Here is a 24,160-nt window from a genome sequence, read left to right on the forward strand (position 1 = left end):
CGACCCTGCTCACCGTGCTCCCGCCCGTCCGTGACCGTCTGCCGACTGGGCCGCGGCTGCCCGGGCCTCTCTGGCTGCCTGTGCGGTGGCAGCCTCGGCCGTGGCACGGGCCGCTGCCTCCTGCAGACGTGCTGTCACCTGCGCGAGGATCTCGTCCAAGGCGGCGCGCGCGTCGGCGAGCTTGCTCTCGCCCAACTCGTGCGTGGAGAAGCGCGCTTCGCGGAAAAGCTCGGCGAGGCGGCCCGGTGCCGCACCGCGGATCAAGCCGGTAACGGCCGCCCGCGCCAGCAGGTCGGCCGGGCTGTCCGAGTTCAGCAGGGTCACGCCCGCGGCGGACAGCGACTCCTCCATGGCCGCGTAGCAGGCGATGATCGCCGCCCTGGCCTCGCCTTCGAGCGCGCCCCGGCCCGCCAGCATCGCGCGCTCGAGATCGGCGTCGTCCACGATCTCCTGGGCCGGCAGGGCGAGCCCGTTGATCGGGGCGGCGATCGGCTTGCGCATCAGCCGCACGATGATGAAGACCGCGATGGCGATGGCCACGACCGCGACGAGGATGCCGAGAATGGCCAGGAACGGCCCGAGTTGGACGTTCTTGGGAGCGCGCGGAGTCTGGTTGGTCGGGATGTTCACAGTGGCGGTGGGCGCCGGGTGCGTGGCGGGGATGAGGGTGCAGGTGCCGCAACCCAGACCGCCGTCACCGGAGGAAACGGGCCGCGAGAGGTAGAAGCCCACTGGAAGGGCGACCGCCAGTACGGCGAACACCGCGAGCATGGCCCGGTTCAGCCGCTGCGCCGCCTCGGAGGCCTTGTCCGCGCCTTGACGTCGGATCAGAAGCTGGTAGGCCGCGGCGGCGGCGCCGGCGAAGGCCAGGAAGGCGAACAGCACCCACAGGTGCGACAGCGCCCCGACGGCATGGATCGTCGAGCCCTTCGCCGAGGCCAGCGAGATGGCGCCGATGGCCAGGAGCACGGTGATCCCGACCGCCAGCAGGGGCCGGGCTGCCCGTATCCAACCCTCTTGCCCGGCTGTGCCCTTTTCCACGTGCTCTATCCCCACGACGAACTCATCGCGCCCGACCCGCTCCCGGGCTTTACCGGTTGCCACCCTGCCACAGTGCGGCGGGGCCTGTCAGCAGGAAGCCGGGGGCAATCAGCCTCGCCCGCGTACCAGACCTGTTACAAACGGGACAGGGTGGTGGAGGCTTCGAGCAGTTCCGAGCGGATCAGTTTGAGTTCGGCGCGCAGATCCGTGGGTATCTCGCGGCACCGGACCGGCAGAGCGCGAACCGACTGGTAGAGGCTGAGCTGCGGCAGCGCGCCGGCCAGCTCCACGTGCCGGTCCATCAGCCGGGCCAGGCCGTGCCGGCGCATCCGGGCCAGCGCGTCGGCCAGCCTGAGCGCGAACAGCCATACCGCGAGCTGCCACAGCGGGATGAGGACCAGCCAGATCGCGATGTAGACGTGCGTGGCCGAGGCCTGGGTGATGGTGAGGTGTTTGAGTGCTCCGACCCTTTTGAGCAGCTTGGGCTCGAAATGGTGCTCGACCCGGGTCGGCAGCCAGTACAGGGCCAGCGAATACGTGCTCAGCATCAGCGGGATCGTGACGTATACGGCCCAGCGGACCCAGGTCCCCGGGGCCTGGAACCTGCGATTGAGCCGCATGAACGGCGCCGGCGCCAGGACCGAGCTGAGGTTGCCGATGGCGATCGGGGCCAGCGGCATCACGGCCAACTGCGGCAGCGCGCGGGGTATCCAGGCGTCGGTGTGTCCGAGCCAGGCGATCAGCGCCACCACTGAGGCCACGTAGACCAGCTCGCACAGCAGCAGCATCAGGTTGCGGACGCGCAGGATCCGGGCCGGGTCCTCGCCGGAACGCAGCAGCGCGGCCGACCACTCGGGCTCGGCCGCGAGCTGGTTGGTGAGCGACCCGTCCGCGATCGCGGTGAGTACGACGAGAACGACCACCGTCGTCGGATCGCCCTTGAGGTTCGGGTGCGTGAACAGCACGAGGTACGCCAGGAAGGCGTAACCGATGCCCCAACTGCAAAGCATGCCGTAAAACCAGTCCGGCCTGGTCCGTGCGATGCGAGCGAACTCGCCGAGCAGAGTCGGCCGGTTCGGAAGCAGTGTGTCCGCGACGACGGCCACGGCTTCGTCCACCGCGGCGGCGGCGACGTCGATTCCCGCGCCACCCGCGGAGATCACCGCAGCCGCGGCGGTTCCGACCGCTGCTTCCGCGCCGATCCCGGCCGCCACGCCCGCATCCAACTCGGCCACGCCGCCTCCGTCCGCGGCCTCGTGCTCGGCCATGTGCGTCCCTCCCCTTCGACCGCCGCCGCCTGACGGTTGGTCAGCCTATCCATCCGTCCCTGTATGGGACTAGTGCGCATCCGCCCCGACGTGCGGTCGTGGCCCGTCCGGTGCGCGTCGTGGCGTAGTTGCGCCACGGCAGGTTTCCGCCATGGTGTAGACCTCCCGCCGGGCTGCCCGGGCCGCCATGCTGGTCCGGTGCACGGGCGGCGACGGAGGGGCGCCGGTCGCGTTCGCACCTGTCCGGGGAATGCTCCCCGTGCGGGCAGGGGGGAACTGTGCGACGGGCCGGACCGTCTGCCGACGACCCCTCGGATGGGCGTCCGGCTCGTCGCGCCATGTCGGCCACCCGCGCCGCGCACCCCGGCACCGCTCGCGCTGCACCTTATGCGCTTAGGTTTGCGCCACCGGCCACGCTCTGCCCGACAGCCTGCGTCGCTCGCCTCTCAGGGTCGTCCGGCCCTCTGCGTCGTCACTCGTCTGAACTCATCTCCATCGAGTTGAGCTGGATCTCCACCCCGTTCGGGTCCTTCAACGTGGCCATCCGGCCGAACGGAGTGTCCGTAGGCGCGTTCACCAGCTGCGCGCCGCCGGCCTGCGCCGTGGCCGCGGCCTCGTCCACGTCGTCGACCAGGAAGTAAGGCCGCCAATAAGGCTTCTTCGACTCGTCGACCTGGAAGATCCCGGCCCTCGGCTGGCCTTCCACCTGCAGCGTCCAGTACGAGTCCGGCATCGACTCCATCGGCTCCACCGTGCACTCGAGCAGCGCCGCGTAGAAGTCGGCCGAGCTCTTGCCCTCCGCCGTCACCAGTTCCAGCCAGCCCATGCAGCCGGGCTCGCCCCAGATCTGGAAGCCCGGGAACGGCCCCGCCTCCCACAGGCCGAAGTGCCCCCCGGCCGGATCGGTGCCGTGCGCGAACCGGCCGTGACCCTCGGCATCGCTGGCGCCGACGATGATGCCGCCGCCGTTCGCCGTGATCCGCGAAACCGCCGCGTCCAGGTCCGTCACGGAGAAGTAGCCCGTCCAGGGCATGAGCGGCTCGCTCTCGGGCATCAGCCCGATGCCGGCGACCGCCTTGCCGTTCACCGTCTGCACGGCGTACTTGGTCGGATCGTTCGGGTCGGGCTCGCCGCTCCAGCCGAGCAGCCGCTGGTAGAACCGCAACGCCTCGGCCTGCCCCGACAGGAGCATGTCGAGCCAGCAGACGGCACCCTGCGGGTGGGGGAGAGTGGTGTCGGGCATGATCCTCAACTCCTTGGTCTCCGAGCGTGATCACTTGCGCGCTCATTGTGCCCACTGTGCCACGGCCCTCCGACAATTTCCGGGGACCAGGTCCAAGGAGGAGTTCAGCGGCCGCCTACCCCCGACGGCGATCCGCGGGGCTCGATGCGGCGTACGCCTCGACGACCCGCTCAGTCGTGCGGAATTCCTTCCACTTCGTGCTCGGCCTGGCCGAGCGCCTCGTCCAGTAGGCGCTTGATGTGGTCGCCGCGCAGCCGGTAGTACCGTGCCCGCCCCTCGGCGCGTTGGTAGACGAGGCCGGCCAGCCGCAGCTTGGCCAGATGCTGGCTGGCGGCGGTCGGAGTGCAGCGCGCGATCTCGGCCAGGGTGCTGACGCCGAACTCTCCGTCGCGCAGTGCCCACAGCAGGCGCAGCCGCGTCGGTTCGGCGAGCATGTCGAGGTAGCCGACCGCTGTCTGGACCAGTGTGTCGGGCAGGGCAGGTCCGAGCGCGGGTCTGTGATGAGGGGAGGAATGGTCGCCGGACGCTGCGGGATTGGCCATGACTCATCCTCCCACTTGCGAAAGTCCTGCAGGAACCAGCCCTCCGCATTATCTTCTCATATTCACGCTTGCGAAGATGTGGTGCTAGCCTGACGGCATGAACTCCGCCTTCGCGCTGATGCTCGCCGCCGCCGGCGTGGGTGCCGGGCACGCCGTCCTGCCCGACCACTGGCTGCCCCTGGCCGTCCACGGCCGGGCCCGCCGGGATCCGCTCGGCCGGGTGTTGCGACGTTCGCTGACCGCCGCCATCGCCCACGTTCTGCTCTCGCTGCTGCTCGGCGCGGTCGTGATCGTCGTCGGCCTGCGGCTGCGTTCGACCGTCGTGCGCGACGAGGACGTGCTCATCGGCGGCCTGCTGATCCTGACCGGGCTGATCCTCGCGGTGCTCGACCTCGCCGGGCGCGGTCATCGGCACCACGAACACGAACACGAACACGAACACGAACACGAACACGAACACGGGCATGGGCACGAGCACGGGCGTGGACATGGACACGATCACGGCCACCATGAGCACCATCACCATGAACGCGACGGCGGGCACTCAAGCGGTGGCCGGGCTCGCGCCGTTCTCGCCCTAGCCGTTCCGTTCGGAGCCGCCGCATCGCCGGATCTGACGATCCTTCCGGTGTTCCTCGCCGCGGGTGCGCTGGGCGGTGCGGCCGGATTGGGATCGCTGATCGCCTTCGCCTGCGCGACCGTGTTCACCATCGTCGGGCTCACTGTCGCCGCATCCTTCGGCGCGGCTCGACTGACGGCCCCTTGGATCGAGCGCCGGGCGAACCTGCTGACGGCACTCGCGCTGCTGGCCGTCGGCGGGCTCGTGGCCTTCGGCCTGATTTGAAGCGCCTGCGCTAGTCGATGTACTCGCTGCGGCGTTCCAGGAGGACCACGTCCCGCCAGCCGCGGTCGCCGTGCTTGCCGAGCTTCTCGTGGACGCCCACCTGTCGGAAGCCCGCGCGCATATGTAAGGCCAGGGACGCGGTGTTCTCGGGGAAGATCCCGGCGCGCAGTGTCCAGACGCCGGCCTGCTCGGTCGAGGCGATGAGTTGGTCCAGCAGCGCCTTGCCGACGCCGGAGCCGCGCGCTTCGGAGGCGACGTAGACCGACAACTCGACGACGCCTGCGTAGACCGGACGCGCGGAAACCGCGGAAACCGCCGCCCAGCCGAGCACCCGCCCTGCCTCGTCGAGCGCGACGAAGCGGTGCTCGGCGAGCTTTCCCGCGCTGAATTCCGGCCAATCCGGTGCAGACCGCTGGAATGAGGCGTCGCCGGTGTCCAAGCCTGACTGATAGACCGTCAATACGCCCGCAGCGTGCTCGTCGCGCATCGGGACTATCCGCATAGCTGAACCCTAGTGCACCCCGGCGGACGAACTCCGCGGGTCGATCAGCCAAAATGAGAGAGTGCCGATCTTGTCGCAGGCCGGGGATCTCGCCCCGGCGAGCCCTTATGTGGATCTTGACCGCGAGGCGTGGAGCCGGTTGCGCGAGCGTACCCCGCTGCCGCTGACCGCCGAGGAGGTCGAGGGGTTGCGCGGACTCGGCGACGAGATCGACCTCGACGAAGTGCGCGAGATGTACCTGCCGATCTCGCGGCTGCTCAATCTGTACGTGGGAGCCGTCCACAACCTGCGCGGTGCCGTCGAGACCTTCCTCGGCGACACGCCCGCGCACGGCCGGGGTCGCTCGACCCCCTTCGTCATCGGCGTCGCCGGAAGTGTCGCCGTCGGCAAGTCGACCACGGCGCGTCTGCTCAGGGCCCTGCTGGCGCGCTGGCCCGAGCACCCGCGAGTGGAACTCGTGACGACCGACGGCTTCCTGCTCCCGAACGCCGAACTCGGACGGCGCGGCCTGATGGGGCGCAAGGGCTTCCCGGAGTCCTACGACCGCCGCGCGCTGACCCGCTTCGTCGCCGACATCAAGGCGGGCAAGGACGAGGTATGCGCGCCGGTCTACTCGCACCTCGTCTACGACATCGTGCCCGGAGAGCAGGCGATCGTGCACCGGCCGGACATCCTCATCGTCGAGGGGCTCAACGTGCTGCAGCCCGCCTTGCCCGGCCAGGACGGTCGCACGCGGATGGCGCTGGCCGACTACTTCGACTTCAGCATCTACGTGGACGCACGCGAGTCCGACATCGAACAGTGGTACCTGGAGCGCTTCCGCAAGCTACGGGAGACCGCGTTCACGGATCCGAGTTCGTATTTCCGGCGGTTCACGCAGCTGCCGGAAGCGGAGACGATGGACTTCGCCCGCGGCGTGTGGGCCGGGATCAACCGGCTGAACCTGGTGGAGAACGTGTTGCCCACGCGGGGCCGAGCCACCCTGGTGCTGCGTAAAGGCCCTGACCACAGGATCGAACGGGTCCGGATGCGCAAGCTCTGAGCAGCCAGGACATGACCGCGCCCGCCCCTGTCCTGTTGTGCGGACATCGGGGCGGGCGCGGGAGGATCAGGCGCCGGTCGCGTTGGCGTCCACGATGTTGTTGATGATCTGGCTGTCCACGGTGCTCAGGCTCGGCGCCTTGCTGGACTTGTCGACGCCGATGTCGATGATGGCCATGTAGCCCGGCAGATCGGGGTCGGGCAGCGCGATGAGCTGGACCGTGCCGCTGGGGCCGGAGTAGTCCGGGACCACGCTCCAGGTGATCTGGTAGCCGGTGCGGCCGGCGACCGAGATCGCGCCTTCGTTGACCACCGAGTGCGAGGAGAGCGTGCCGTAGTTGCCCTTCGCGAACTGGGCCATGTTCGAGGTGGCCACGGTCTTCGCGTCCGTGCCCTGGGCGGTGGTGAGGTTCACGCCGCCGCTCGTGCACGTCGACGCGGACGACGAGCTCGACCCGTTCTGCTGAGCGAGCGCGCTCGGGCACGTGTAGGTGCCGGTGGCCAGCGCGGGCCAGGAGCCTTCTCCGCTGGTCGAGCCGGAGTTGCCGGTCCAGCCGGTGGGCACCGGGATCGTCAGGCCGTTGATCGGGTCGGAGACCGTGGACCCGGAGCCGCCGGTGACCGTGGGCGCCGGGGACGGAGTCGATCCGAGCCCGCCGGACCCGTTGCCTCCGCCGTTTCCGTTGCCGTTCCCGCCTCCGTTGCCGCCGCCCAGGCCGCCGAGGCCGTTGCCGCCCTGGTTGGTGGTCGACTGGACGTCAGGCTGCGCGGCCGTGGTGGTCGGATTGCCGTTGTGCAGGCCGAAGTACAGGCCCAGACCGGCCGCCGCGAGGACCACCACCGTGGCCGAGGCGATCAGAGTCTTGGTACGCGGGCTGCGGCGCGGAGGCTGTGCGCCGAAGGTGCCGCCCCCCAGCGGCCGCACCATCGCGCTCCACCCGCCGCCGTCCCACCAGCGCTCGACCGGCGCTCCGTCCGGGCCGGTCTCCCCTGTGGAGTACCAGCCGGGTGGGACGGCGGGCTGGGGAGAGTCTTGCGGTATCGACATGAAAGGAGGATATCCGCGCGGTGTGAGGCTCTGACCGGCCAGCGGCTAAGAATTGTCCGAACAACGCCTGTGCGGTTCTCAGGCTCAGCGGCTCTTTCTCATACTCGCGCCGAGTGGGCGCTGAGCCGGGATGCGAGTGGTGGCATGGCATGTGACGCCTGGTGCCACCGCGGTCGTTCCGGCCGGCCGGCGTGCCTGGGCGCAGCAGCGGACGGTGCCGTATTGACCCGGATGCGGTGACGCTTTCAGGTGACGGCGGTGCGTCGCCGTCGTCGCGGCGGCACGGTCAGTCGAGCACCGTGAATCGGTCGCCGACGGTGAGCGGTCCGACCGTGTCGGGGATCAGGTTCATCCCGAACAGCACCAGTTTCTCGTGACGACGATGCTTACGGAGCGCACGGAGCGGCTGCTGACCGGCGAGAACACCGCGCTCCGGGTCGACCGTCGTCATGATGCACCGATCGCAGGGCTTGACGACGCGAAACCGCTGGCCGCCGATCTGCACACGCTTCCAGTCGTCCTCGGCCCAGGCCTTGGTTCCCTCGATCACCACGTTCGGCCGGAACCGGGTCATCGGCACGGCTTCACCGCCCATGTCCGTGATCGCGACGTTGAGAGCGTCGAGCGAGCCGCTCGTGGCGAGCAGCAGCGGGTAGCCGTCGGCGAACGAGACCCGGTCGTCGCTCCGGCCGTAGTCCGGATTGACGGCTCGGACCGACGTGTCGTCCATGTGGGCGAGCCGACTGGGTACGTCGAGGGCCTGGCTGAGCCATTCGTCCGCCTCGTCGCCGGCCCACGCGGCTGCTCCGCGGAACCTCCAGACCGAGACCTCGGCCGACGCCGCGCCCTCGGATCGCCGCGGAGACACGACGGTCAGATCCGGCTGGCCGGGTGCGGAGAGCAGGAGCCGCCCGTCCGGGCCGTACGCCGTGCGGACCAAGGCCATCCGAGGCAGTTCACGCTGAGTACGGAGCATTCCGTCGGGATCGGTGACAAGCCAGCGGCGATCGCCCGCCAGGCCCCAGGGCTCCACGGTGGCCGTGTCGGTCTCCACCCGGCGGCAGGACTTCACGGGGTAAACGAAGATCGACGAAAGTCTTGCCTCCACGCCCTGAGGGTACCTGGCCCGGATGGAGCAGGGAGTACGCCGGCCGGGTGAAGCACGACGAATCGGACGTTCTGCCGAGGTAATCCGGATCGGAGAAGCGCTCCGGAAGCGGGCTGCCTAGGGCGCGTTGGAGAAGTAGCGTCGCGGCCCCGGCGATACTTCTCCAACGCGCCCTAGTGTTGTCGGCATGGATATGACAGTTTCGACGTGCTTCGTTCTCGTGCACGACCCCGATAGCGCGCTGGGCTTCTACCGCGACGCCCTCGGCCTGGAACTGCGCAACGACGTCGCCCGGGACAAATTCCGCTGGATCACGGTCGGCGCGCCCAAGCAGCCGGATGTCTCGATCGTGCTGACGAACTATCTCAACGGCTCGCCCGCCGACCACGACGCCCTCGCCGCGCTCGCGGCCAAGGGCGCGCTCAACGGCGTCTACTTCCGCACGGACGACCTCGACACCGCGTTCAAGAAGGTGAGTGAAGCCGGCGCGGAGATCGTGCAGGAGCCGTCCGAGCAGCCCTGGGGTACTCGCGACTTCGCCGTGCGCGACCCGGCCGGCAACCTCGTGCGCGTCGACCAGCCGCCGGCCGCGCAGTAGCCAGAGCGATGCCGCCGGGTGAGCCGAATCGAGAAGCCCGCGGACTCGACATACCCGGCCAGGTTCGACGCTCAGGCTTAGCCGGCGAGCGCCAGCACCAGAGGCAGCACCGCCGGAGCGCCGCCCTGGCGTAGGAGGCGGGCGGCGACGGTCATGGTCCAGCCCGAGTCGACGAGATCGTCGACGAGCAGCACGGGGCCGGGACAATCGGCGAGACGCTCGCGCAGCTGTGGACCGAGAGCGAAGGCCTCGTACACGGATCGCAGCCGCCAGGCGCTGTTGGTCGGCCCGGTGTGGCCGTCGTCGCGCACCCGCTCCACGTTTCCGGCGATGGGGAGCCGGCCGATCTCCGAGATCCCCTCGGCCAGCGAGGCGACCAGCCGGGGCCGGGCGCGTGAGGTGATCGTGACGATACCCACGGGCCGGCCGGCGCCGCTCCACGGGCCGCCCGGTGCGTCGTTCGCCGCCCACTCCTTGAGCACGTTGACCATCGCGCCGAGCAGCTGCGGCCGCACGGGCTGGTCGCCCACGCCGGGCCCGAGCAAGTCCCGCAGCGCCGAGCCCCAGCCGAGATCCGTGAGCCGGGCCAGCGCCCGACCCTCGGCAGCCTGCTCTCCGGCCGGGATCTTCCCCTTGAGCTCCACGCCCACTGCCGGCATGCCGCTCGGCCACTGGCGCCGCGCATCGAGGGCGACCCATGCCCGCTTCGCATGGCTGCCCGCGGCGTCGACCACACTCGACTGCACGGTCGCGTCCCGCCGTACGCCGGTGCAGTTGTCGCAGCGCCCGCACGGGGTCGCCTCTGGATCGTCGAGTTGGCGCCGCAAGAACTCCATCCGGCAGCTGCTCGTCGAGGAGTACTCGAGCATGGCCTGCTGCTCCGCCTCACGGGCTGCCGTGATGCGGGCGTACCGTTCGGCGTCGTACTGCCAGGGCTGCCCGGTCGAGACCCAGCCGCCTTGCACCCGCCGCACCGCGCCGTCCGCATCCAGGACCTTCAGCAGCAGCTCCAACCGTGAGCGCTTGAGATCCACCATCGGTTCGAGCGCCATGGTGGAAAGCGGCTTGGCCGCGCCGCCGAGGACGTCGAGCACGCGCTCCACCGTCGCCCGCGGCGGGAAGGCGAGCGAGGCGAAGTAGCGCCAGATCTCCCTGTCCTCGACGCCTGGGAGCAGCACCACCTCGGCCCGTTCCACGCCGCGCCCGGCTCGCCCGACCTGCTGGTAGTAGGAGATCGGCGACGAGGGCGCGCCCAGGTGCACGACGAATCCGAGGTCTGGCTTGTCGAAGCCCATGCCCAGCGCCGAGGTGGCGACCAGGGCCTTGATTTTGTTGTCGAGCAGGTCCTGCTCGCCCGCCCGCCGCTCCTCATCCTCGGTGCGGCCGGTGTACGAGGACACCTCGTATCCGCGGGAGCGTAAGAAGTCCGCCGTCTCCGCCGCCGCGGCAACCGTCAAGGTGTAGATGATCCCGGAGCCGGGCAGCTCGGGCAGATGCTCGGCCAGCCAGGCCAGCCTGCTCGCGCTGTCCGGCAGCGAGAGCACCGACAGATGCAGCGACTCCCGATTGAGCGGCCCGCGCAGCACCAGAGCCTTCTCGCTGCCGGTGCCGAGTTGCTCGGCCACATCCTCGGTGACCCGAGCATTCGCCGTGGCCGTCGTCGCCAGGACCGGAAGATCCGGCGCCAACGAGGCGATCAGCTCGCGCAGCCGCCGGTAGTCCGGCCGGAAGTCGTGGCCCCAGTCGCTCACCGAGTGTGCCTCGTCGACGACCAGCAGCCCGGTCTCGGCCGCCAGCTTCGGCAACACCGTGTCGCGGAACTGGGGATTGTTCAGCCGCTCCGGCGAGATCAGCAGCAGATCGACCTCGCCGGTGCGGATGGCCGCCTCGATCTGCTCCCACTCGGTCAGGTTGGCCGAGTTGATGGTGGCGGCGTGCAGCCCCGCCCGGGCCGCGGCCTCGATCTGGTTGCGCATCAGGGCGAGCAGCGGCGAGACGATCACGGTGGGCCCGGCGCCGCGCGCCCGGAGCAGTGCCGTGCTCACGAAGTAGACCGCCGACTTGCCCCAGCCGGTGCGCTGCACGACGAGGCAATGGCGGCGGTCGGCCACCAGGGCCTCGATCGCCTGCCACTGATCCTCACGCAGCCGCGCCTCGGCCCCGGCGAGTGCCCGCAGCACTTGCTCGGCCTCGGCGCGCAGCGCCACCCGATCCATCAACTGAGCCATGAGTCCATCTTGGCCTACCCCACTGACAAATGGGCCCGGACCTGGGATTTCCAGCCAGTCGGTGGATTCATATGACTTCAGGGAGTGCGCGCGGCCTCACTCTTTCGCACCTTTAGCGGGGCAGAACGCTGACGCCCAGCGCGATCAGCAGGCCGACCTTGGCGACCTCGAGCGCGATATAGACGAGGTGCTGGTGGGACCGTGGCAGATCCTCACCGGCCAGCACCCGGTCGGAGCGCCGATCGAGTGCGGGCCGAACCGCGGCGAGCTGGACGGCCAGCAAGGCCGCGACGCACGCCGTGAGCGTGGCCGGACCGGTCGTGGCGTGCCCGGCGAAAGCAGAGACGACCACGACGAGGGCGAATACGACCTCGACCAGGTTGAGCGCGCGGAAGACCAGTCGGCCGATGCCGAGCCCGATGGGAATCGTCACGCCGGGAGCGCGGAACTTCACCGGCGCCTCGATGAACGAGATCGCCAGCACCATGCCCAGCCATACGAAAACCACAGCGGTGACCGTGGCAGCGGCGGTCGAATGCATGAGGTCATGTCCTGTTCTTGTTGCTGTGGCGATACCCCGTGTTACTTGCCGCCGTGCCGGCGGCGGGAGCGATTCCGGCGGCCGACGGTTTGCGCTCGACGCCCGGGGCAGTCCTCCGGGCAAGCCGGACGACGCACGCGTCAGGCTCGGCGAAAGGCTCCAGCCCGACGGCGGTGATAGGCGCGCCCATCTGATCGAGAGCGCCCTGCATCAACCCGAGGTGCACCGGGCAGACGACGCCGCCGAACTCCTCAGCCAGCTCCAGGAACGGGCAATGACGCAGGCGAAGCGACTTGTCCGGCGCCTCAGCGTCGGGCTCGGGCGAGAAATCGAGATCCGCCAGAAGGCCCGTCAGGCGCCCGACCGCTTCGTCGGCCGAGGGCGGTCGCTGGAAGGGCTGAGGCGACGAGGCCAGATGCCGGCCCCACGCCTGCCCCGCCTCCCGGGCGTCATCGGCCGCACTCGCCCCGTCGGCGGCGAGCCGACTGAGCAGGATCCGGGACAGGAACAGGTAGTCGCGCCCGCCGGCACGGTTCATTCCAGGCCGCGGCGCATACACCGATCGCGGGCGTCCCGGCCCGTCGGGCTCCGTCAGCGTCCGTACGACGATGCCTTCTGCAACCAGACCGTCGAGGTGGAACCGCGCAGTGTTGGCGTGGACGCCCAGGCGGTGCGCGACGTCGATGACGCCCAACGGTTCGTCGGCCGACCGTAGTGCGCCCAGCACTTGAGCGCGCCTCGTGGGGCTGCTGCTGTCGTGTGCGGCTGTTGCCCGTGTCATCTCCGCTTCCGCCTCCACCCCACATCGCGTGAGTTTTTACATATCCTACATGTAATAATCGGGAATCCGTCGGGGCGCTCGGAGAAGGAGACGTGACATGGAGCCGATCGAGGTCGAGAACGAGGCAGTCGAGAACCAGGCAGTCGTCGACGCGACGAAGCTGCCGCCTCGTGAGCGGCATCAGCGGATCTTCGCGCGCTTCGCCGAACTGGCGGTGGGGGAGTCGTTCATCCTGTCCAACAGCCACGATCCCAAGCCGCTGCACCGCGAGTTCGACGCGGCCCACCCCGGCGCATTCACCTGGGACTACGTCGAATCCGGCCCTGAGCGGTGGCAGGTGCGCATCGGCCGGGTAGCGCAGTCGGAAACCGAGCCGGCGACCGCCGCCCCGATCCCGAAGCTGCTGTGCGACGCGCGAGCGATGGCCGAAGAACTCGGCAACCTTTCGGCCGGAGCCGTCTGGAAGCTGGCCGAATCCGACCGCCAACTCGACGCCAACCTCGTCCACCTGCCTGCCGGCCGCCGCGTCGACGCGCATGCCGAGGCCGCGCTCGACGTTCTGCTGGTCGTCGTGTCCGGTGGCGGGGAACTCGAGTCCGGGGAAGGGGAGAAGCTGGCGCTCACTGAGGGGCGCGTGCTCTGGCTCCCGCACGGCTCGCGACGCAGTCTGAGTGCCGGCGACGACGGGCTGCTTTATCTGACCGTGCATCGGCGGCGGCCCGGGATGAGTATCCAGCTGATCGAACGCTGAGACTCCGGCCACAGCCGGTCCGCAGTCCGCCTCACGTGTGCGAATCGCGCGGCCGGGCGATCGAGCCCTGACAGTGGATGGAGAGTTCTTACCCAGTGCCGAAAATTCATACTGCGAAACGGGGAACTCGCTGGCTGTCACGCACGTTTACCGTTCGTGATCATCTGGTTCGTGTCCCTGCCCGCGTTGGTCGTGCTGCTGGTGCTGCTCGCCATCGCGGATCAGCTGCTGCTCGCACTCGGCAAGGCCGGTCTGGTGCCGTGGCGGCGGGCGCGCGGGGAACGGCCGGTGTCCGCCACCGGGTTCGAGGTGCTGCACGCGAACCTGGCGCCTGGGAAGGCGCAGGAGTTGAAGCAGCGCCAGACCTCGTTGGTGCTGCGCGAAGACGAGGAATCCGGAGCACCGCCCTCGCGCGCGGTGGACCTCGACTCGGGCCGAATAGTGATGCGCCGCGCGGAAGACCCAGCGGGGTGACCTTCGCGCGGCGCAGAAGAGAGTGCGTGGCGTAGCGCTGGACACGCATGGCGGTCGAGCGCGTGCGTCGCGGCGCGAGTACGCGGCGTGGCATCGCGCACGCGGCAAAGAACACAGCGCTAACTACAGCATTGAACACACTGCAGTGGCATTGATCACAGCGGCAGTGGCCGCAGTGACAGCGACCGTGGCGGCAGTGAAATAGACAGTGAAGAGAGACACGATCCGCCGGGCCGTTCCGGCGATCGCGTCAGACCGGTGGCTTCGCTACTCGCGTGGTTCGACCGGTGTACCGAGGTCATCGAGTACTTCGGCGTTCGGGAGTAGGGCGAGAGCCGCTCCCGGAAGCCACAGCTTCGATCCGCGGACGCCTGAGCCGATCACGACGCGTGGCGCCGCGGTGACGGCTCGGTCGACCAGGATCGGCCAGTCCGCGGGCAGGCCGATCGGGGTGATTCCCCCGTACTCCATGCCGGTCAGGCCCACAGCCTCGTCCATCGGCGCGAACGACACCTTCCGCACGCCCAGATGCCGGCGTGCCAGGCCGTTGACGTCCGCGCGGGTGGTGGCGAGGACCATGCAGGCTGCGTAAACGGTCTCGCCGGCCCTTTTGCCCGCGAGCACCACGCAGTTCGCCGACTCCTCGATGCCCACGCCGTACTCCGCGCAGAACGCCGCCGTGTCCGCGAGGGCCGGGTCGATCGCGGCGACCTCGACGGTCGCCGGGTCGAGCACGTCGGCGAGTTCTTCCAGCGCCTTGGCGGTGGACGGGGCGAGCAGATCGGGCCGGGAGTGCGCCGGGACGAGGGGAAGATTCGGAGCCATGGCTCACAGCTTGCCATGCCTTTGCCCTCGGCGTGATGGGATGGGGCGCGAGTCCAGCGGGATTTCCGTGACTCGGGAGCGCCCCGACGCATCTGAGTTTTCAGACAGGAATCCGTGCGAGAAGGATGAAGAGGTGCCGCAGGTGGTCGGATTAGTCGACACGGAGTTGGCCGAGGCCGCGCGCTCGGGAGACGCGGACGCGCTGGACGCGCTGGTGGCCGAATGCCTGCCGCTGGTCTACTCGATAGTGCGCCGCTCGTTGCGAGCGAGTTCCGACGTCGACGACGTGGTCCAAGACGTCATGCTCAACGTCGTGCGCGGCCTCGGCTCGCTGCGCGACCCGGAGCGGTTGCGGGCGTGGCTCGCGGCCGTCACGGTCAACCAGATCCGCGTGTATCTGCGGTCCGGACGCACCGGATCGTTCGCCGTCGCGGACCGGTTCGAGCCCTTCGACCAACCGGACCCCGGCAGCGAGTTCGTCGGCCATTCCCTGCTTCAGCTCGACCTGTCCGACCAGCGCCGGGAGACCGCGCGTGCGGCGAACTGGCTGGATCCGGAGCACCGCGACCTGCTCGGGTTGTGGTGGCTCGAGGCATCCGGACATCTCAGCCGGGCTGAGTTGATCGCCGCGCTCGGGCTGGACCCGCACCTCGTCACAGTGCGGGTGGCGCGGATGAAGGAGCAGCTCGACAGCTGCCGCCAGATACTGCGCGCTTTCGACTCCGGGTGCGTCGACCTGATGGAACTCGCGGCGGATTGGCGCGGCGAGACGTCGTCGGTGTGGCGCAAGCGCTTCATCCGGCACGTGCGAGCCTGCCATCGCTGCGTGTCCGCGACGGATGGTCTGATCGCCCCGGAGCGATTGCTCGCCGGACTTCCGCTGCTGCCACTGCCTCTCGCGTATCTCGGCCCTGCGCAAGGAGGCGCGGGTATCGCGGGCGCGGGCTACGGCACCGGACATTCGGGCGGTGGTTACGGGGCTGGGCATGCGGGTTCAGGCTACGGGACGTCGCACGGGGCCGGCTTCGGGGTGCCGAACGGGGGTTCGGGCTACGGGACCGGCTATGAGACGACCGGCAGTGGCGGGCACTTAGCCGGGAGCTCGAGCGCTGGCGGCGGTGGGAGCGGCTCCGGTCCCGATACGGCGACGGTGCACCTTGAACACAGCCGCCATAGTGCGCGGCATCGCGCCGGTTCGCACGGCGGGGCTGCGGGAGGTTCGTCGGGTAAGACCGGCGTCGCCTCACTGTTCGGCAAGCCGCTTGGTGTCGCCGCGGCGGTGTTGTCGGTACTCGGTGTCGCGGCAGCGGTCGTCTTCGTCGCTCGACCCGCCACGACGACGTCGGCGGTCCAATCGCAGTCCACCAGCCAGTCCGCGCCGGTGTCGACCGCGCTCGCTTCGGTGGGCTCCGTGGTCGTCCCATCTACGCAGGCTTCGCAGAGTTCCGCCGCAGCTTCGCCGTCACCGACGCACGCGGCCAGCCACAGCGCGTCGGCCTCCGCCCACGCGACGCACCCGGCGGCGCCGGTGACGTCGACGACGAGCTCCGGCTCAAGTGGGAGCCAGAGCCCTGCGGAGCAGGTGCTCGCGGTGATCAACGCGGCACGCAAATCGGCAGGGCTCCCGGCGTACACGATGAGCTCGGGCCTGATCAAGAGCGCGACCGCGCATAACAACCTGATGGCCGACGGCTGCGGACTCTCGCACCAATGCTCGGGCGAGCCCGCGATCGGCGACCGGGTGACGGCAGCCGGCGTGCACTGGACGGCGTGCGGCGAGAACATCGGCGAGGGCGGCCCCGAACCGGACACGCAGGCCGGGATGGCGAAGATGGCGGTGGGTCTCACGAACGACATGCTCGCCGAGAAGCCGCCGAACGACGGGCACCGGCTCAATATTCTGAGTTCGAGCTTTACGGAAGTCGGCATCGTGGTCTCGATCGACTCGTCCGGGACGGTCTGGATGACGCAGGACTTCGCGAACTGAGGTGTGAGATCTGCGAGAGCTACAGATGCGGCTGGAGATTGTGCCTGGACGGGGGTAAGTCCGGGCTAGTGCCGGGCTGCCCGCGGATGGCCTGGAGAAAAGGCGATGCGTCCGGGTCAGGGGCGGCCTAAGTAGAGCGTGATAGCGGGCAGCGTCGGGGCCAGGTGGTGGTGGGTGTCACCACCACCTGGTTCGGTCGAGCGGACGTCACCACGATTTGGTTCGGCCGGGTGGATCCCACCATCACCTGGTTCGGACAGGTGGGCACCATCGCTACCTGATTCGGTCGGGTGAGTTTCACCGCGACTTCGTTCGGCCAGAACGGGTGTCACCACGAATTGGTTCAGTCACGGTGAGCGCCGCCACTCCGGGCTGCGGCTGGCACGTCGCCGCCTGCCCGTCGTGTGCCGAGCGCTGCGAGCCTTGGGGTTGCTTGCTGCGGCTTAGGACTTGAGCGATGCCCGCAGTTCCTTGGCGTCGCTCCGCGCCTTGACCAGGTCCTGATGCGCGGACTTCACCGCGCTCTTCACCGGCTGGAGTGCGTTGCGGATCGCGGTCTCGTCCGGGCCGGGCTGGATGGCGAGTTCGGTGTCGACCTCGTTCGCTATCGCTGCTTGGGCCGCGGTCACTTGCGTCTGGAGGTCGGCGAGCTCGGATTGCTGCGTCGGCGTGGCTCCGCCGGACTGCTTGTTCGCTAGGTCGGACAGGGCCGTGTAGGCCTTCTGCAGCGTCGCTGCGGCGTCCGACTCGGCGGCGAGTGCGTCGGTCAGACGGGTTTGGGGCGCCATCAACACGTAGACGCGGTAATCGTCGACCATGACCGTCTCGTCGGCGCGGACGGCTGCGGCCGTGGACTCCGCGGACATCTTCGAGGACAGGGTGGTCAGGCCGGACAGGTCGGCGTTGATCTGCTTGTTGAGAGCCGACCTCTCGTCGGACGTCAGGTATTTCGAGTCGCTCACGGCGAGCGAGAGCGCGTGTAGCGTCGCGAGCCGGCCTTGGATGCGGGCGTTCGCGATGGCTTTGACGGCGGTGAGGCGGGCCGAGCCGCCGGTCGAGGGGGCGGACGACGAGGTGCCGGTCGGGGTGGAGGACGCGGCGGATGCGGCGGAGGCGTACGCGGCGCCGGCGGGGGCGAGCAGAAGCGCGGCGCCGGTGGTGATGGCTCCGATGCGGAGTGCTGACTTCATGATGGAGGGCCACCTTTCGAGGGGCGGTCGAGGGCTAAAGGACGATGCCGTGAGGATCTGAGGGGTCGGGCGTCGCGGAGGAATGGCGACGGTGCGGTGTGGTCGGGGCAACTCGGCGGGCGGCGGTTAGTCGCCGTCGGAGGGCTGGGCGGTCGCTTGGGCGAGATCCGTGTCGGCGGCGCCGAGTTGCTGGTCGACGGAGTTGAGCTCCGAGTCGACGGCGGCGGCACCGGTGGGCGTGCCGGGCGGGACGCCGTCTGCGCCCGCATCCGCACCGGGTTGGGCGCCGGTGTTGGCTGCGGGGGTGGCCGTCGGCTTTGCGGCGTTCGCGCCGGATATGCCTGCGCCTCCGTGGTTTCCGGCTCCGCATCCGGCTAGCGCCAGTACGCACAGGACGGCGCTTGCTACGGCTGCGCCGATCGTCTTTCGCATGGGTTGCCTCGCCTCTTGGCTCTCGGCTTTCGACTCTCGCGTCATCTCCGTTGCTTCGGAGTTCGGCGGAGTCGGTCGTCTCGGGTCGGATTCTGCTGACACGGTGACGATTGCAGGGCGGGCGTAAGGGGCCGATAAGCGCGGACGGACGGAGCGGTGGGAGACGAGTGGGCGGAGCGAGCCCGTCGCAGTTACGCGGAAGCCGGCGGGGAAGCCGGCGGCGAGGCGGGCGCGGAACCGGGTGGGGAGGCGGTGAGGGCGGCGCGGGCCGCGCGCAGCTCCTGTTCGGCCTCTGCGACCCACAGCGCGCTCAGGCCCGCCTCCCTCGCCCTCTGCGCCGCCTCCTGCGCCAGTTCCACGGCTCGTGCGTACGCTCCCCGTGCCCGCTCGGCGGACGCGAGGGCGGTGAGGCTGCTGGGGATCAGCCTTTCGTCTCCGCCGCTTTCGAGGATGGCGTGAGAGAGGCCGAGGTGGTGCAGTGCGCGCTCCGGCCTCGTATCGGCCACGAGGAAGTACAGGCCCAGACGACGCTGTATCTCCGATTCCGTGTACGCGTCTCGGCCGCTTCTCAGCTCCGGGATGAGGGCTTCGGCTCGCCGGTAGTACGGCATCGCCTCGTTCCAGTCTCCGCGGGTGACTTGCTCGACCAGGCCGATTCCGAGGAGCGCGGCGGCTGCGCATGCTCTATCTGCTACCGCTTCCGCGAGCGCCAGGGCACTGCGGAACAGGGCTTCCTCCTCGGCTGCCGCGGCGTCTTCCGGCGGTCGGTGGCGTCGCAGGACACTTTGATAGTGGCGGATCAGGCCGAGTTGGACTCTCGCCCTCGCTACCGCGGCGTGCTTTCTTTGGCGTTGCGCGGTTTGCTCTGCCGCGCGGGCGGCCTGCTCCGCTTGCTCGAATGATCCGGTGCGGAAGGCGGCCTCGAGCAGGAGTTCGTTGTGTTCGGGGTCTGGCATGGGGCTTGTGGTCGCCTCGCCTATCTGTCCCAGTCGTCTCGCGCGCCCTGTACCGGGGTCGTCCAGTCCCAGCGGATGCCGAGGAGGCAGGGGCCCGCGGCCAACGCCACGGCCAGCACGGAGCCGGCGGCGTCGGGCTTCAGCAGGCGCTCTTGCGGGCGCGATCCGGCTGTGGTGCTGCGGAAGGAGTGGCAGGAGGCGGGCAGTGCGGAGGGGTCGAATCTGACTTCGAGGACGTATTCGCGGACGGGGACGTGCAGCGTGGACTGCAGTACCGTCGAGCTGGGCCTCGGGTCGCGGTGGTCCAGGGTGTACTCGACGATGATCGATTCGCCTCGCGTCAGCTTGCGGTCGAACAGTACCTCCGCCACCAGCAGGCCGGCCGCTTCGGATTCGACGACGGCGCCGATGCGCAGGGGGTCGCACGTCTCTATCTTCGGCGGCGGCCCGGGCTCGTCCCTTCGGAACACCGTCACCCAGCGGTCGGGGCCGTCGACGTCGGCGCGGAGCAGCTGCCGGCTGTGCATGCTTCGTTCTCTGCCCTGCTCGTCCAACTCCAGCCGGCAGTGCGTGCTCAGCCGGGTCAGGCTCTGGTCCCAGCGGGTGTCCACCTGACTCAGGGCACTGCTGATGTCCAGCTGGCCCGACCAGGTCGCGCCGAGGCCGGGGCCGTCCTGGGGGGCGCTGCGCCGGCCGCGCGGGCGGGGCGGGCCGACGAGGGCGGCGAGGGATTCCGGGCGCACGCCGAGCACTTCCTCCAGCGCGGACAGGACGGCGAGCGAGCCGGCGCGCTCCGGGCGGTATCTGCCGGACTGCCAGGAACTGAGCGTGGGCACCGAGATCACGGCGCCGCGGCGGCGCAGCCGGTCCTGGATCCGGTCCAGGCTCAGGCCGCTGTTGGCCACGGCCGCGCGCAGCGCCTCGTGGAACGGACCGGTTCGCAGAAGTCTGTCGAGCTCCCGCTCGCGGGCGCCGCCCGCGGCGAACGGCGGATCCTCGCCCCGATCGGCGGCGTACCCGAGGACGTGCATCGCGACGTCGGTCCCTTCTCGAGCGTCCGAGCGGCTTGCCGTGCAACTTACCGGCGGGTCACCCCGTGTCTGGGAGAGGTTTCCTCAGCTGTTCTCGCAATCGTGACCTTTCGTTGATCTTCCCGTTCGTCACAGTCTCCGAAACCGGCCCGCTATATCTGAATATTTCCACCCAGAACCCCAATTCCCTTAAGACTAAACGCTTTCGCGGCCCTTGCCCAGCGCGTGCGGCGCGACGCAAGCTGTGAGCGCCGGACTCGGTCACCCACCCATGGATCGGCCGGCATCCTTGCGCGCCGGGCGGCATTGACGGCTCGTAGAGCCGCCCGGCCGCGACCCTTAGCCCACAACAAGGGAGATCCGCCCATGTCCCACAGGTCTTATGTCCGTGCTCTGGCGATCGGCGCGGCCGGCCTCACCGCGGCCTTCAGCGCGCCCGCCGCCTTCGCCGCCTCCACCCCGGCCGCCGCCACCGGCCAGATCAGCGCCGCCATGGCCAGCCAGGAGAGCCACGGCCTGCACGCCCTCACCTCACTGCGTTCCGCCACCGTGTCCTCGACCAACTGGTCGGGCTACGCCGCCACCGGCGCCTCCGGCGCGTTCACCTCGGTCTCCGCCTCCTGGACCCAGCCGACCATCACCTGCACCTCGAAGACCACTTACTCCTCCTTCTGGGTCGGGCTCGACGGATACAGCAACTCGGCGCTGGAGCAGACCGGCACCGAGGCGGACTGCATCGGCGGCAAGGCGAAGTACGGCGCGTGGTGGGAGGTGCTCCCCGCCTCGGAGAGCGCCTACTCGGTGACCGTCAAGGCGGGCGACTCGCTCACCGCGAGCGTCGCGCGCAACAGCAGCGGAACCTTCACCATGACCCTGACCGACTCCACCCAGGGCTGGACCAAGACCACGACCCACGCCGGCTCCTCCGGCTACCAGGACTCGTCCGCCGAGGTCATCGCGGAGGCGACCGAGGTCAACGGCCGGATCGCGAACCTGTCCAACTTCGGCACGGTGAACTTCAAGAACGCCACCGCGAACGGGACCGCACTCGGTAGCTACTCGCCGACCGAGATCGTGATGGCCGGCAGCTCGGACACGAAGGCGCAGCCGGGCTCGATCTCCGGCGGCTCCTTCTCGGACACCTGGAAGAACTACACCTGATCCCCGCTCCCGGGGGAGCGCTCCGGCGGTCGGCGCGTGTGGCTGCCCGCCGCCGACCGCCCGTGAGCCGTGAGCCGCGGCCCCGTTCCGTTTGAAGCGGACGGCGGAATGGGGCCGCGCACGTCCCGACCGGGACACCAGAACCGCATAGAGGACGCCCGCCGCGCCGGATCCGAATCCGAGCCGGCGCCCCCGGGCGCCACACCGCCGAGCGCGCGGACCCACAAGGTCCGCGCGCCGGGTGCATTCTCGGCCGGATGGTTCGCGAACAGGCCGATTCGTTCGAACATTTGAGCTAAACTCGTTCCATGGCCACCACACTGCTCCTCCTCGACCTTCAGCGCGGCCGGCTCGACGCCCCCCGGCCGGTGTCCGGCGCGGCCCGCCTGATCAGGGCGGCGGCGGAGTTGTTGGAGCGGGCGCGGGCGGGCGGCGTGCCGGTCGTGCACGTGCGCCACGACGGCGCGCCCGGGGAGCCGGACGCGGCGGGCACCGCGGGCTGGGAGCTCCACCACCCGATCGTCGAGGGCGAACACGTCCTCAGTGCCCCGCACGCGGATGCCTTCGCGGGCACGGATCTGGCCGTGTTGCTGCCGCCGCGCTCGGTCGTCGTCGTGGCCGGGCTGGCCAGCGACGGACGGGTGCGCGCGACGGTGCTGGCCGGGCTGCGTCAGGGCTATGAGATGCGGCTGGTGCGCGGGGCGCATGCGGCCTACGACGGCGGCGGACGCGGCGCGGACGAGATCACCGCCCGGGTCGAGCTCGAACTCGAGGCCGCGGGCGCGAAGCTGGTGGCCCCGCACGGCCGGCTGTTCTGACTCCGGCCGATCGGATCCGCGCGTGAGCTGACCCGACCCGAAAATGGTCCAGACCCTTGACAGCAGCATTGGTCTGGACCAAATTCTCGGCAGGCGCCGTGTCGCGGCGCGTTTCGAGCCGAGGAGATGTCAGCCTTGAGCCACCCACCCACATCCTCATCACCCACGTCGGCTTCCGGGCCGGGCGGCCGTCGCCGTCGGACGGCTGCGTTGGTCTCCGGCGCTCTGGCGGTCGGTCTGGTCGCGAGTGTCAGCCTGCTGGCGAGCCCGGCGACGGCGGCGGCGACGAATCTGTTGTCCGATCCGGGCTTCGAGTCCTCGCTCTCCGGGTGGAGTTGCGATGCGGGGACGGCGGCGGTGGTCTCCTCGCCGGTGCACGCGGGTTCGGGGGCGCTGGCCGGGTCGCCTTCGTCTTCGGATGACGCGCAGTGCACGCAGACGGTCTCGGTGGTGCCGAACACGTCGTATACGTTGTCGGGGTATGTCGAGGGCTCGTATGTGTATATCGGGGTGAGCGGGGGCTCTTCGACGTGGACGCCGAGTGCGTCGAGTTGGCAGCAGTTGAGCGTGACGTTCACGACGGGTGCGTCGCAGACCTCTGTGCAGGTGTTCGTGCACGGCTGGTATGCGCAGCCGACGTATTACGCGGATGACCTGGCGCTGACGGGGCCGGCCGGGGCGAGCTCCTCGCCGTCCGCGAGCGCGTCCGCGAGCAAGACCCCCACGCCGTCCGCAAGCGCCAGCGCGAGCCCGTCGCACTCCGCCAGCCCGAGCGCCAGCGCCTCGCCGACGCCCACGGGCACCTCCACCGGCACCTCGGGCCCCTGGACCCACCCGGTGTACTGGATGCCGCTGGACAACGGCGCGCAATCGATCTCGTCGGTCATCTCAGGGTCCGGAGAGACCGAGTACAACCTCTCCTTCGTGCTCGACTCGGGCGGCTGCACCCCGGCCTGGGACGGGAACTCCAGCGAGCTGGTCTCCTCCGACACGGCCGTGCTCGCGGACGTCAACGCGATCCGCGCGGCCGGCGGCGACGTCGCCGTGACCTTCGGCGGCTACAACGGCACCGAACTCGGCACGACCTGCGGGTCCGCGTCGGCTCTGGCCGCCGCCTACCAGCAGGTGATCACCAAGTACCACCTCACGCACGTCGACTTCGACTACGAGAACGGCGCGCTGGACTCGAACACCGCGATCCGCTTCGGCGCCATCGCCACCATCGAGAAGAACAACCCCAGCCTCAAGGTCTCGCTCACCATCCCGATGACCACCGTCGGCTTCCCCGGCACCGGCACCGACGAGATCCAGCAGGCCAAGGCGGACGGCGCCCGGCTCGACGTCGTCAACATCATGAACTTCGACACCGGCCTGACTTCGGGCACTGAGACCGGGCAGACCGAGACCATCACCGACGACGCGATCACCCAGCTCGAGTCGATCTACGGCTGGAGCGCGGCGCAGGCCTGGTCGCACCTCGGGCTCACCCTGATGAACGGGCACACCGACCAGCCGTCCGAGCTGTTCCTGCAGTCGGACTTCTCGAACCTGCTGGCGTTCTCGAAGTCCAACCACCCGGCTCTGTTCTCGTTCTGGTCGGCGAACCGGGACTTCCCGTGCCCGTCCGGCGCGGTCGAGCCCTGGGCTCCGGGCACCTGCTCGAACGTGACGCAGAACGCTTACGACTTCACGAAGATCATCGTGCAGTACGGCGGCTGACCCGGCTGACGGCGGCTGACGGCGGTTCGCC

Annotated in this window: 24 protein-coding genes; 9 read left to right on the forward strand and 15 right to left on the reverse strand. The window is 69.7% G+C overall.

Annotated elements, in window-relative coordinates; genetic code table 11:
• Positions 1–9: 9 nt before the first annotated feature.
• From ACTRO_RS44290 to ACTRO_RS33970, 4 genes are all read right to left on the reverse strand, one after another.
• On the reverse strand, positions 10–1,104 hold the full coding sequence (locus ACTRO_RS44290; RefSeq protein WP_157436596.1) for a DUF4129 domain-containing protein: 1,095 nt from the start codon (positions 1,102–1,104) through the stop codon (positions 10–12).
• 71 nt (positions 1,105–1,175) lie between these two features.
• Complete coding sequence (locus tag ACTRO_RS33960; RefSeq protein WP_034269796.1) at positions 1,176–2,309, reverse strand: hypothetical protein; 1,134 nt, start codon at positions 2,307–2,309, stop codon at positions 1,176–1,178.
• 472 nt (positions 2,310–2,781) lie between these two features.
• Positions 2,782–3,552 (reverse strand): VOC family protein, encoded by a 771-nt coding sequence (locus tag ACTRO_RS33965; RefSeq protein WP_051451797.1) that lies wholly within the window; start codon positions 3,550–3,552, stop codon positions 2,782–2,784.
• A gap of 170 nt (positions 3,553–3,722) precedes the next feature.
• Positions 3,723–4,094 carry an ArsR/SmtB family transcription factor gene (locus ACTRO_RS33970; protein WP_034269798.1) on the reverse strand — a complete coding sequence of 124 codons (372 nt, stop codon included), beginning with the start codon at positions 4,092–4,094 and terminating at the stop codon, positions 3,723–3,725.
• A gap of 97 nt (positions 4,095–4,191) precedes the next feature.
• Here ACTRO_RS33970 and ACTRO_RS33975 point away from each other — a divergent pair, with 97 nt between their 5' ends.
• Positions 4,192–4,938, forward strand: a complete 747-nt coding sequence (locus ACTRO_RS33975; protein ID WP_034269800.1) for a hypothetical protein — start codon at positions 4,192–4,194, stop codon at positions 4,936–4,938.
• A gap of 10 nt (positions 4,939–4,948) precedes the next feature.
• Here ACTRO_RS33975 and ACTRO_RS33980 read toward each other — a convergent pair whose 3' ends face one another.
• Positions 4,949–5,440: a GNAT family N-acetyltransferase gene (locus ACTRO_RS33980; protein WP_034269802.1), complete on the reverse strand. Its 492-nt coding sequence runs from the start codon at positions 5,438–5,440 to the stop codon at positions 4,949–4,951.
• A 61-nt stretch (positions 5,441–5,501) separates the two neighbouring features.
• On the opposite strand from ACTRO_RS33980, the gene coaA reads away from it, so the two are divergent.
• The gene (gene coaA / locus ACTRO_RS33985; RefSeq protein ID WP_051451798.1) at positions 5,502–6,482 is read left to right on the forward strand and encodes a type I pantothenate kinase; all 981 of its coding nucleotides are present in this window, start codon (positions 5,502–5,504) and stop codon (positions 6,480–6,482) included.
• Between the two features lie 66 nt (positions 6,483–6,548).
• Here the strand turns inward: coaA and ACTRO_RS33990 are convergent, their stop codons facing one another.
• On the reverse strand, positions 6,549–7,529 hold the full coding sequence (locus ACTRO_RS33990; RefSeq protein ID WP_034269804.1) for a DUF2510 domain-containing protein: 981 nt from the start codon (positions 7,527–7,529) through the stop codon (positions 6,549–6,551).
• A 286-nt stretch (positions 7,530–7,815) separates the two neighbouring features.
• On the reverse strand, positions 7,816–8,637 hold the full coding sequence (locus ACTRO_RS33995) for an MOSC domain-containing protein (protein WP_034269807.1): 822 nt from the start codon (positions 8,635–8,637) through the stop codon (positions 7,816–7,818).
• 187 nt (positions 8,638–8,824) lie between these two features.
• Here ACTRO_RS33995 and ACTRO_RS34000 point away from each other — a divergent pair, with 187 nt between their 5' ends.
• A complete protein-coding gene (locus ACTRO_RS34000; protein ID WP_034269810.1) occupies positions 8,825–9,235 on the forward strand; it encodes a VOC family protein in 411 nt (136 codons plus the stop codon).
• Positions 9,236–9,312: 77 nt separating this feature from the next.
• On the opposite strand, the gene ACTRO_RS34005 is transcribed toward ACTRO_RS34000, so the two are convergent.
• The 3 genes from ACTRO_RS34005 to ACTRO_RS34015 all read right to left on the reverse strand — a co-directional run bounded on the left by ACTRO_RS34005 (position 9,313) and on the right by ACTRO_RS34015 (position 12,785).
• Positions 9,313–11,451, reverse strand: coding sequence for a RecQ family ATP-dependent DNA helicase (locus tag ACTRO_RS34005; RefSeq protein WP_034269813.1), 2,139 nt, complete (start codon positions 11,449–11,451; stop codon positions 9,313–9,315).
• Between the two features lie 124 nt (positions 11,452–11,575).
• A complete protein-coding gene (locus ACTRO_RS34010) occupies positions 11,576–12,004 on the reverse strand; it encodes a hypothetical protein (RefSeq protein WP_034269816.1) in 429 nt (142 codons plus the stop codon).
• Positions 12,005–12,008: 4 nt separating this feature from the next.
• Positions 12,009–12,785 (reverse strand): helix-turn-helix transcriptional regulator, encoded by a 777-nt coding sequence (locus ACTRO_RS34015; RefSeq protein ID WP_084317210.1) that lies wholly within the window; start codon positions 12,783–12,785, stop codon positions 12,009–12,011.
• Positions 12,786–12,882: 97 nt separating this feature from the next.
• On the opposite strand from ACTRO_RS34015, the gene ACTRO_RS44990 reads away from it, so the two are divergent.
• Positions 12,883–13,536 carry a DUF2249 domain-containing protein gene (locus ACTRO_RS44990; RefSeq protein WP_063628122.1) on the forward strand — a complete coding sequence of 218 codons (654 nt, stop codon included), beginning with the start codon at positions 12,883–12,885 and terminating at the stop codon, positions 13,534–13,536.
• A gap of 156 nt (positions 13,537–13,692) precedes the next feature.
• Positions 13,693–14,010, forward strand: a complete 318-nt coding sequence (locus tag ACTRO_RS34025) for a DUF6191 domain-containing protein (protein ID WP_034269819.1) — start codon at positions 13,693–13,695, stop codon at positions 14,008–14,010.
• Positions 14,011–14,277: 267 nt separating this feature from the next.
• Here ACTRO_RS34025 and ACTRO_RS34030 read toward each other — a convergent pair whose 3' ends face one another.
• Positions 14,278–14,835, reverse strand: coding sequence for a YbaK/EbsC family protein (locus ACTRO_RS34030; protein WP_034269822.1), 558 nt, complete (start codon positions 14,833–14,835; stop codon positions 14,278–14,280).
• Positions 14,836–14,968: 133 nt separating this feature from the next.
• Here ACTRO_RS34030 and ACTRO_RS34035 point away from each other — a divergent pair, with 133 nt between their 5' ends.
• Positions 14,969–16,822, forward strand: coding sequence for a sigma-70 family RNA polymerase sigma factor (locus tag ACTRO_RS34035; RefSeq protein WP_034269825.1), 1,854 nt, complete (start codon positions 14,969–14,971; stop codon positions 16,820–16,822).
• A 443-nt stretch (positions 16,823–17,265) separates the two neighbouring features.
• Here ACTRO_RS34035 and ACTRO_RS34040 read toward each other — a convergent pair whose 3' ends face one another.
• From ACTRO_RS34040 to ACTRO_RS34060, 4 genes are all read right to left on the reverse strand, one after another.
• Positions 17,266–18,012 (reverse strand): hypothetical protein, encoded by a 747-nt coding sequence (locus ACTRO_RS34040; RefSeq protein WP_034269829.1) that lies wholly within the window; start codon positions 18,010–18,012, stop codon positions 17,266–17,268.
• A 126-nt stretch (positions 18,013–18,138) separates the two neighbouring features.
• On the reverse strand, positions 18,139–18,444 hold the full coding sequence (locus ACTRO_RS34045; protein ID WP_034269832.1) for a hypothetical protein: 306 nt from the start codon (positions 18,442–18,444) through the stop codon (positions 18,139–18,141).
• Positions 18,445–18,635: 191 nt separating this feature from the next.
• Positions 18,636–19,400, reverse strand: a complete 765-nt coding sequence (locus ACTRO_RS47670) for a tetratricopeptide repeat protein (RefSeq protein ID WP_157436597.1) — start codon at positions 19,398–19,400, stop codon at positions 18,636–18,638.
• A gap of 20 nt (positions 19,401–19,420) precedes the next feature.
• On the reverse strand, positions 19,421–20,431 hold the full coding sequence (locus ACTRO_RS34060; protein ID WP_211244498.1) for a helix-turn-helix domain-containing protein: 1,011 nt from the start codon (positions 20,429–20,431) through the stop codon (positions 19,421–19,423).
• Between the two features lie 366 nt (positions 20,432–20,797).
• On the opposite strand from ACTRO_RS34060, the gene ACTRO_RS34065 reads away from it, so the two are divergent.
• From ACTRO_RS34065 to ACTRO_RS34075, 3 genes are all read left to right on the forward strand, one after another.
• Positions 20,798–21,592: a G1 family glutamic endopeptidase gene (locus ACTRO_RS34065; RefSeq protein ID WP_034269841.1), complete on the forward strand. Its 795-nt coding sequence runs from the start codon at positions 20,798–20,800 to the stop codon at positions 21,590–21,592.
• Positions 21,593–21,900: 308 nt separating this feature from the next.
• Positions 21,901–22,410: an isochorismatase family protein gene (locus ACTRO_RS34070; RefSeq protein WP_034269843.1), complete on the forward strand. Its 510-nt coding sequence runs from the start codon at positions 21,901–21,903 to the stop codon at positions 22,408–22,410.
• A gap of 210 nt (positions 22,411–22,620) precedes the next feature.
• A complete protein-coding gene (locus ACTRO_RS34075; protein WP_245594578.1) occupies positions 22,621–24,129 on the forward strand; it encodes a carbohydrate binding domain-containing protein in 1,509 nt (502 codons plus the stop codon).
• Positions 24,130–24,160: the final 31 nt, after the last annotated feature.

This window comes from Actinospica robiniae DSM 44927, from assembly GCF_000504285.1.
Taxonomy (GTDB): Bacteria; Actinomycetota; Actinomycetes; order Streptomycetales; family Catenulisporaceae; genus Actinospica; species Actinospica robiniae.

Bases quoted from the DNA above. Each gene is read 5' to 3' on its own strand.
- ACTRO_RS34000 (WP_034269810.1), top strand. From the start codon at position 8,825: ATGGATATGACAGTTTCGACGTGCTTCGTTCTCGTGCACGACCCCGAT.
- ACTRO_RS34040 (WP_034269829.1), bottom strand. From the start codon at position 18,012: ATGAAGTCAGCACTCCGCATCGGAGCCATCACCACCGGCGCCGCGCTT.
- ACTRO_RS33980 (WP_034269802.1), bottom strand. From the start codon at position 5,440: ATGCGGATAGTCCCGATGCGCGACGAGCACGCTGCGGGCGTATTGACG.
- ACTRO_RS47670 (WP_157436597.1), bottom strand. From the start codon at position 19,400: ATGCCAGACCCCGAACACAACGAACTCCTGCTCGAGGCCGCCTTCCGC.
- ACTRO_RS33965 (WP_051451797.1), bottom strand. From the start codon at position 3,552: ATGCCCGACACCACTCTCCCCCACCCGCAGGGTGCCGTCTGCTGGCTC.
- ACTRO_RS34030 (WP_034269822.1), bottom strand. From the start codon at position 14,835: ATGGCTCCGAATCTTCCCCTCGTCCCGGCGCACTCCCGGCCCGATCTG.
- ACTRO_RS33990 (WP_034269804.1), bottom strand. From the start codon at position 7,529: ATGTCGATACCGCAAGACTCTCCCCAGCCCGCCGTCCCACCCGGCTGG.
- ACTRO_RS34045 (WP_034269832.1), bottom strand. From the start codon at position 18,444: ATGCGAAAGACGATCGGCGCAGCCGTAGCAAGCGCCGTCCTGTGCGTA.
- ACTRO_RS34005 (WP_034269813.1), bottom strand. From the start codon at position 11,451: ATGGATCGGGTGGCGCTGCGCGCCGAGGCCGAGCAAGTGCTGCGGGCA.
- ACTRO_RS33975 (WP_034269800.1), top strand. From the start codon at position 4,192: ATGAACTCCGCCTTCGCGCTGATGCTCGCCGCCGCCGGCGTGGGTGCC.
- ACTRO_RS34015 (WP_084317210.1), bottom strand. From the start codon at position 12,785: ATGACACGGGCAACAGCCGCACACGACAGCAGCAGCCCCACGAGGCGC.
- ACTRO_RS34070 (WP_034269843.1), top strand. From the start codon at position 21,901: ATGGCCACCACACTGCTCCTCCTCGACCTTCAGCGCGGCCGGCTCGAC.
- ACTRO_RS33960 (WP_034269796.1), bottom strand. From the start codon at position 2,309: ATGGCCGAGCACGAGGCCGCGGACGGAGGCGGCGTGGCCGAGTTGGAT.
- ACTRO_RS33970 (WP_034269798.1), bottom strand. From the start codon at position 4,094: ATGGCCAATCCCGCAGCGTCCGGCGACCATTCCTCCCCTCATCACAGA.
- ACTRO_RS34065 (WP_034269841.1), top strand. From the start codon at position 20,798: ATGTCCCACAGGTCTTATGTCCGTGCTCTGGCGATCGGCGCGGCCGGC.
- ACTRO_RS44990 (WP_063628122.1), top strand. From the start codon at position 12,883: ATGGAGCCGATCGAGGTCGAGAACGAGGCAGTCGAGAACCAGGCAGTC.
- ACTRO_RS34010 (WP_034269816.1), bottom strand. From the start codon at position 12,004: ATGCATTCGACCGCCGCTGCCACGGTCACCGCTGTGGTTTTCGTATGG.
- ACTRO_RS34060 (WP_211244498.1), bottom strand. From the start codon at position 20,431: ATGCACGTCCTCGGGTACGCCGCCGATCGGGGCGAGGATCCGCCGTTC.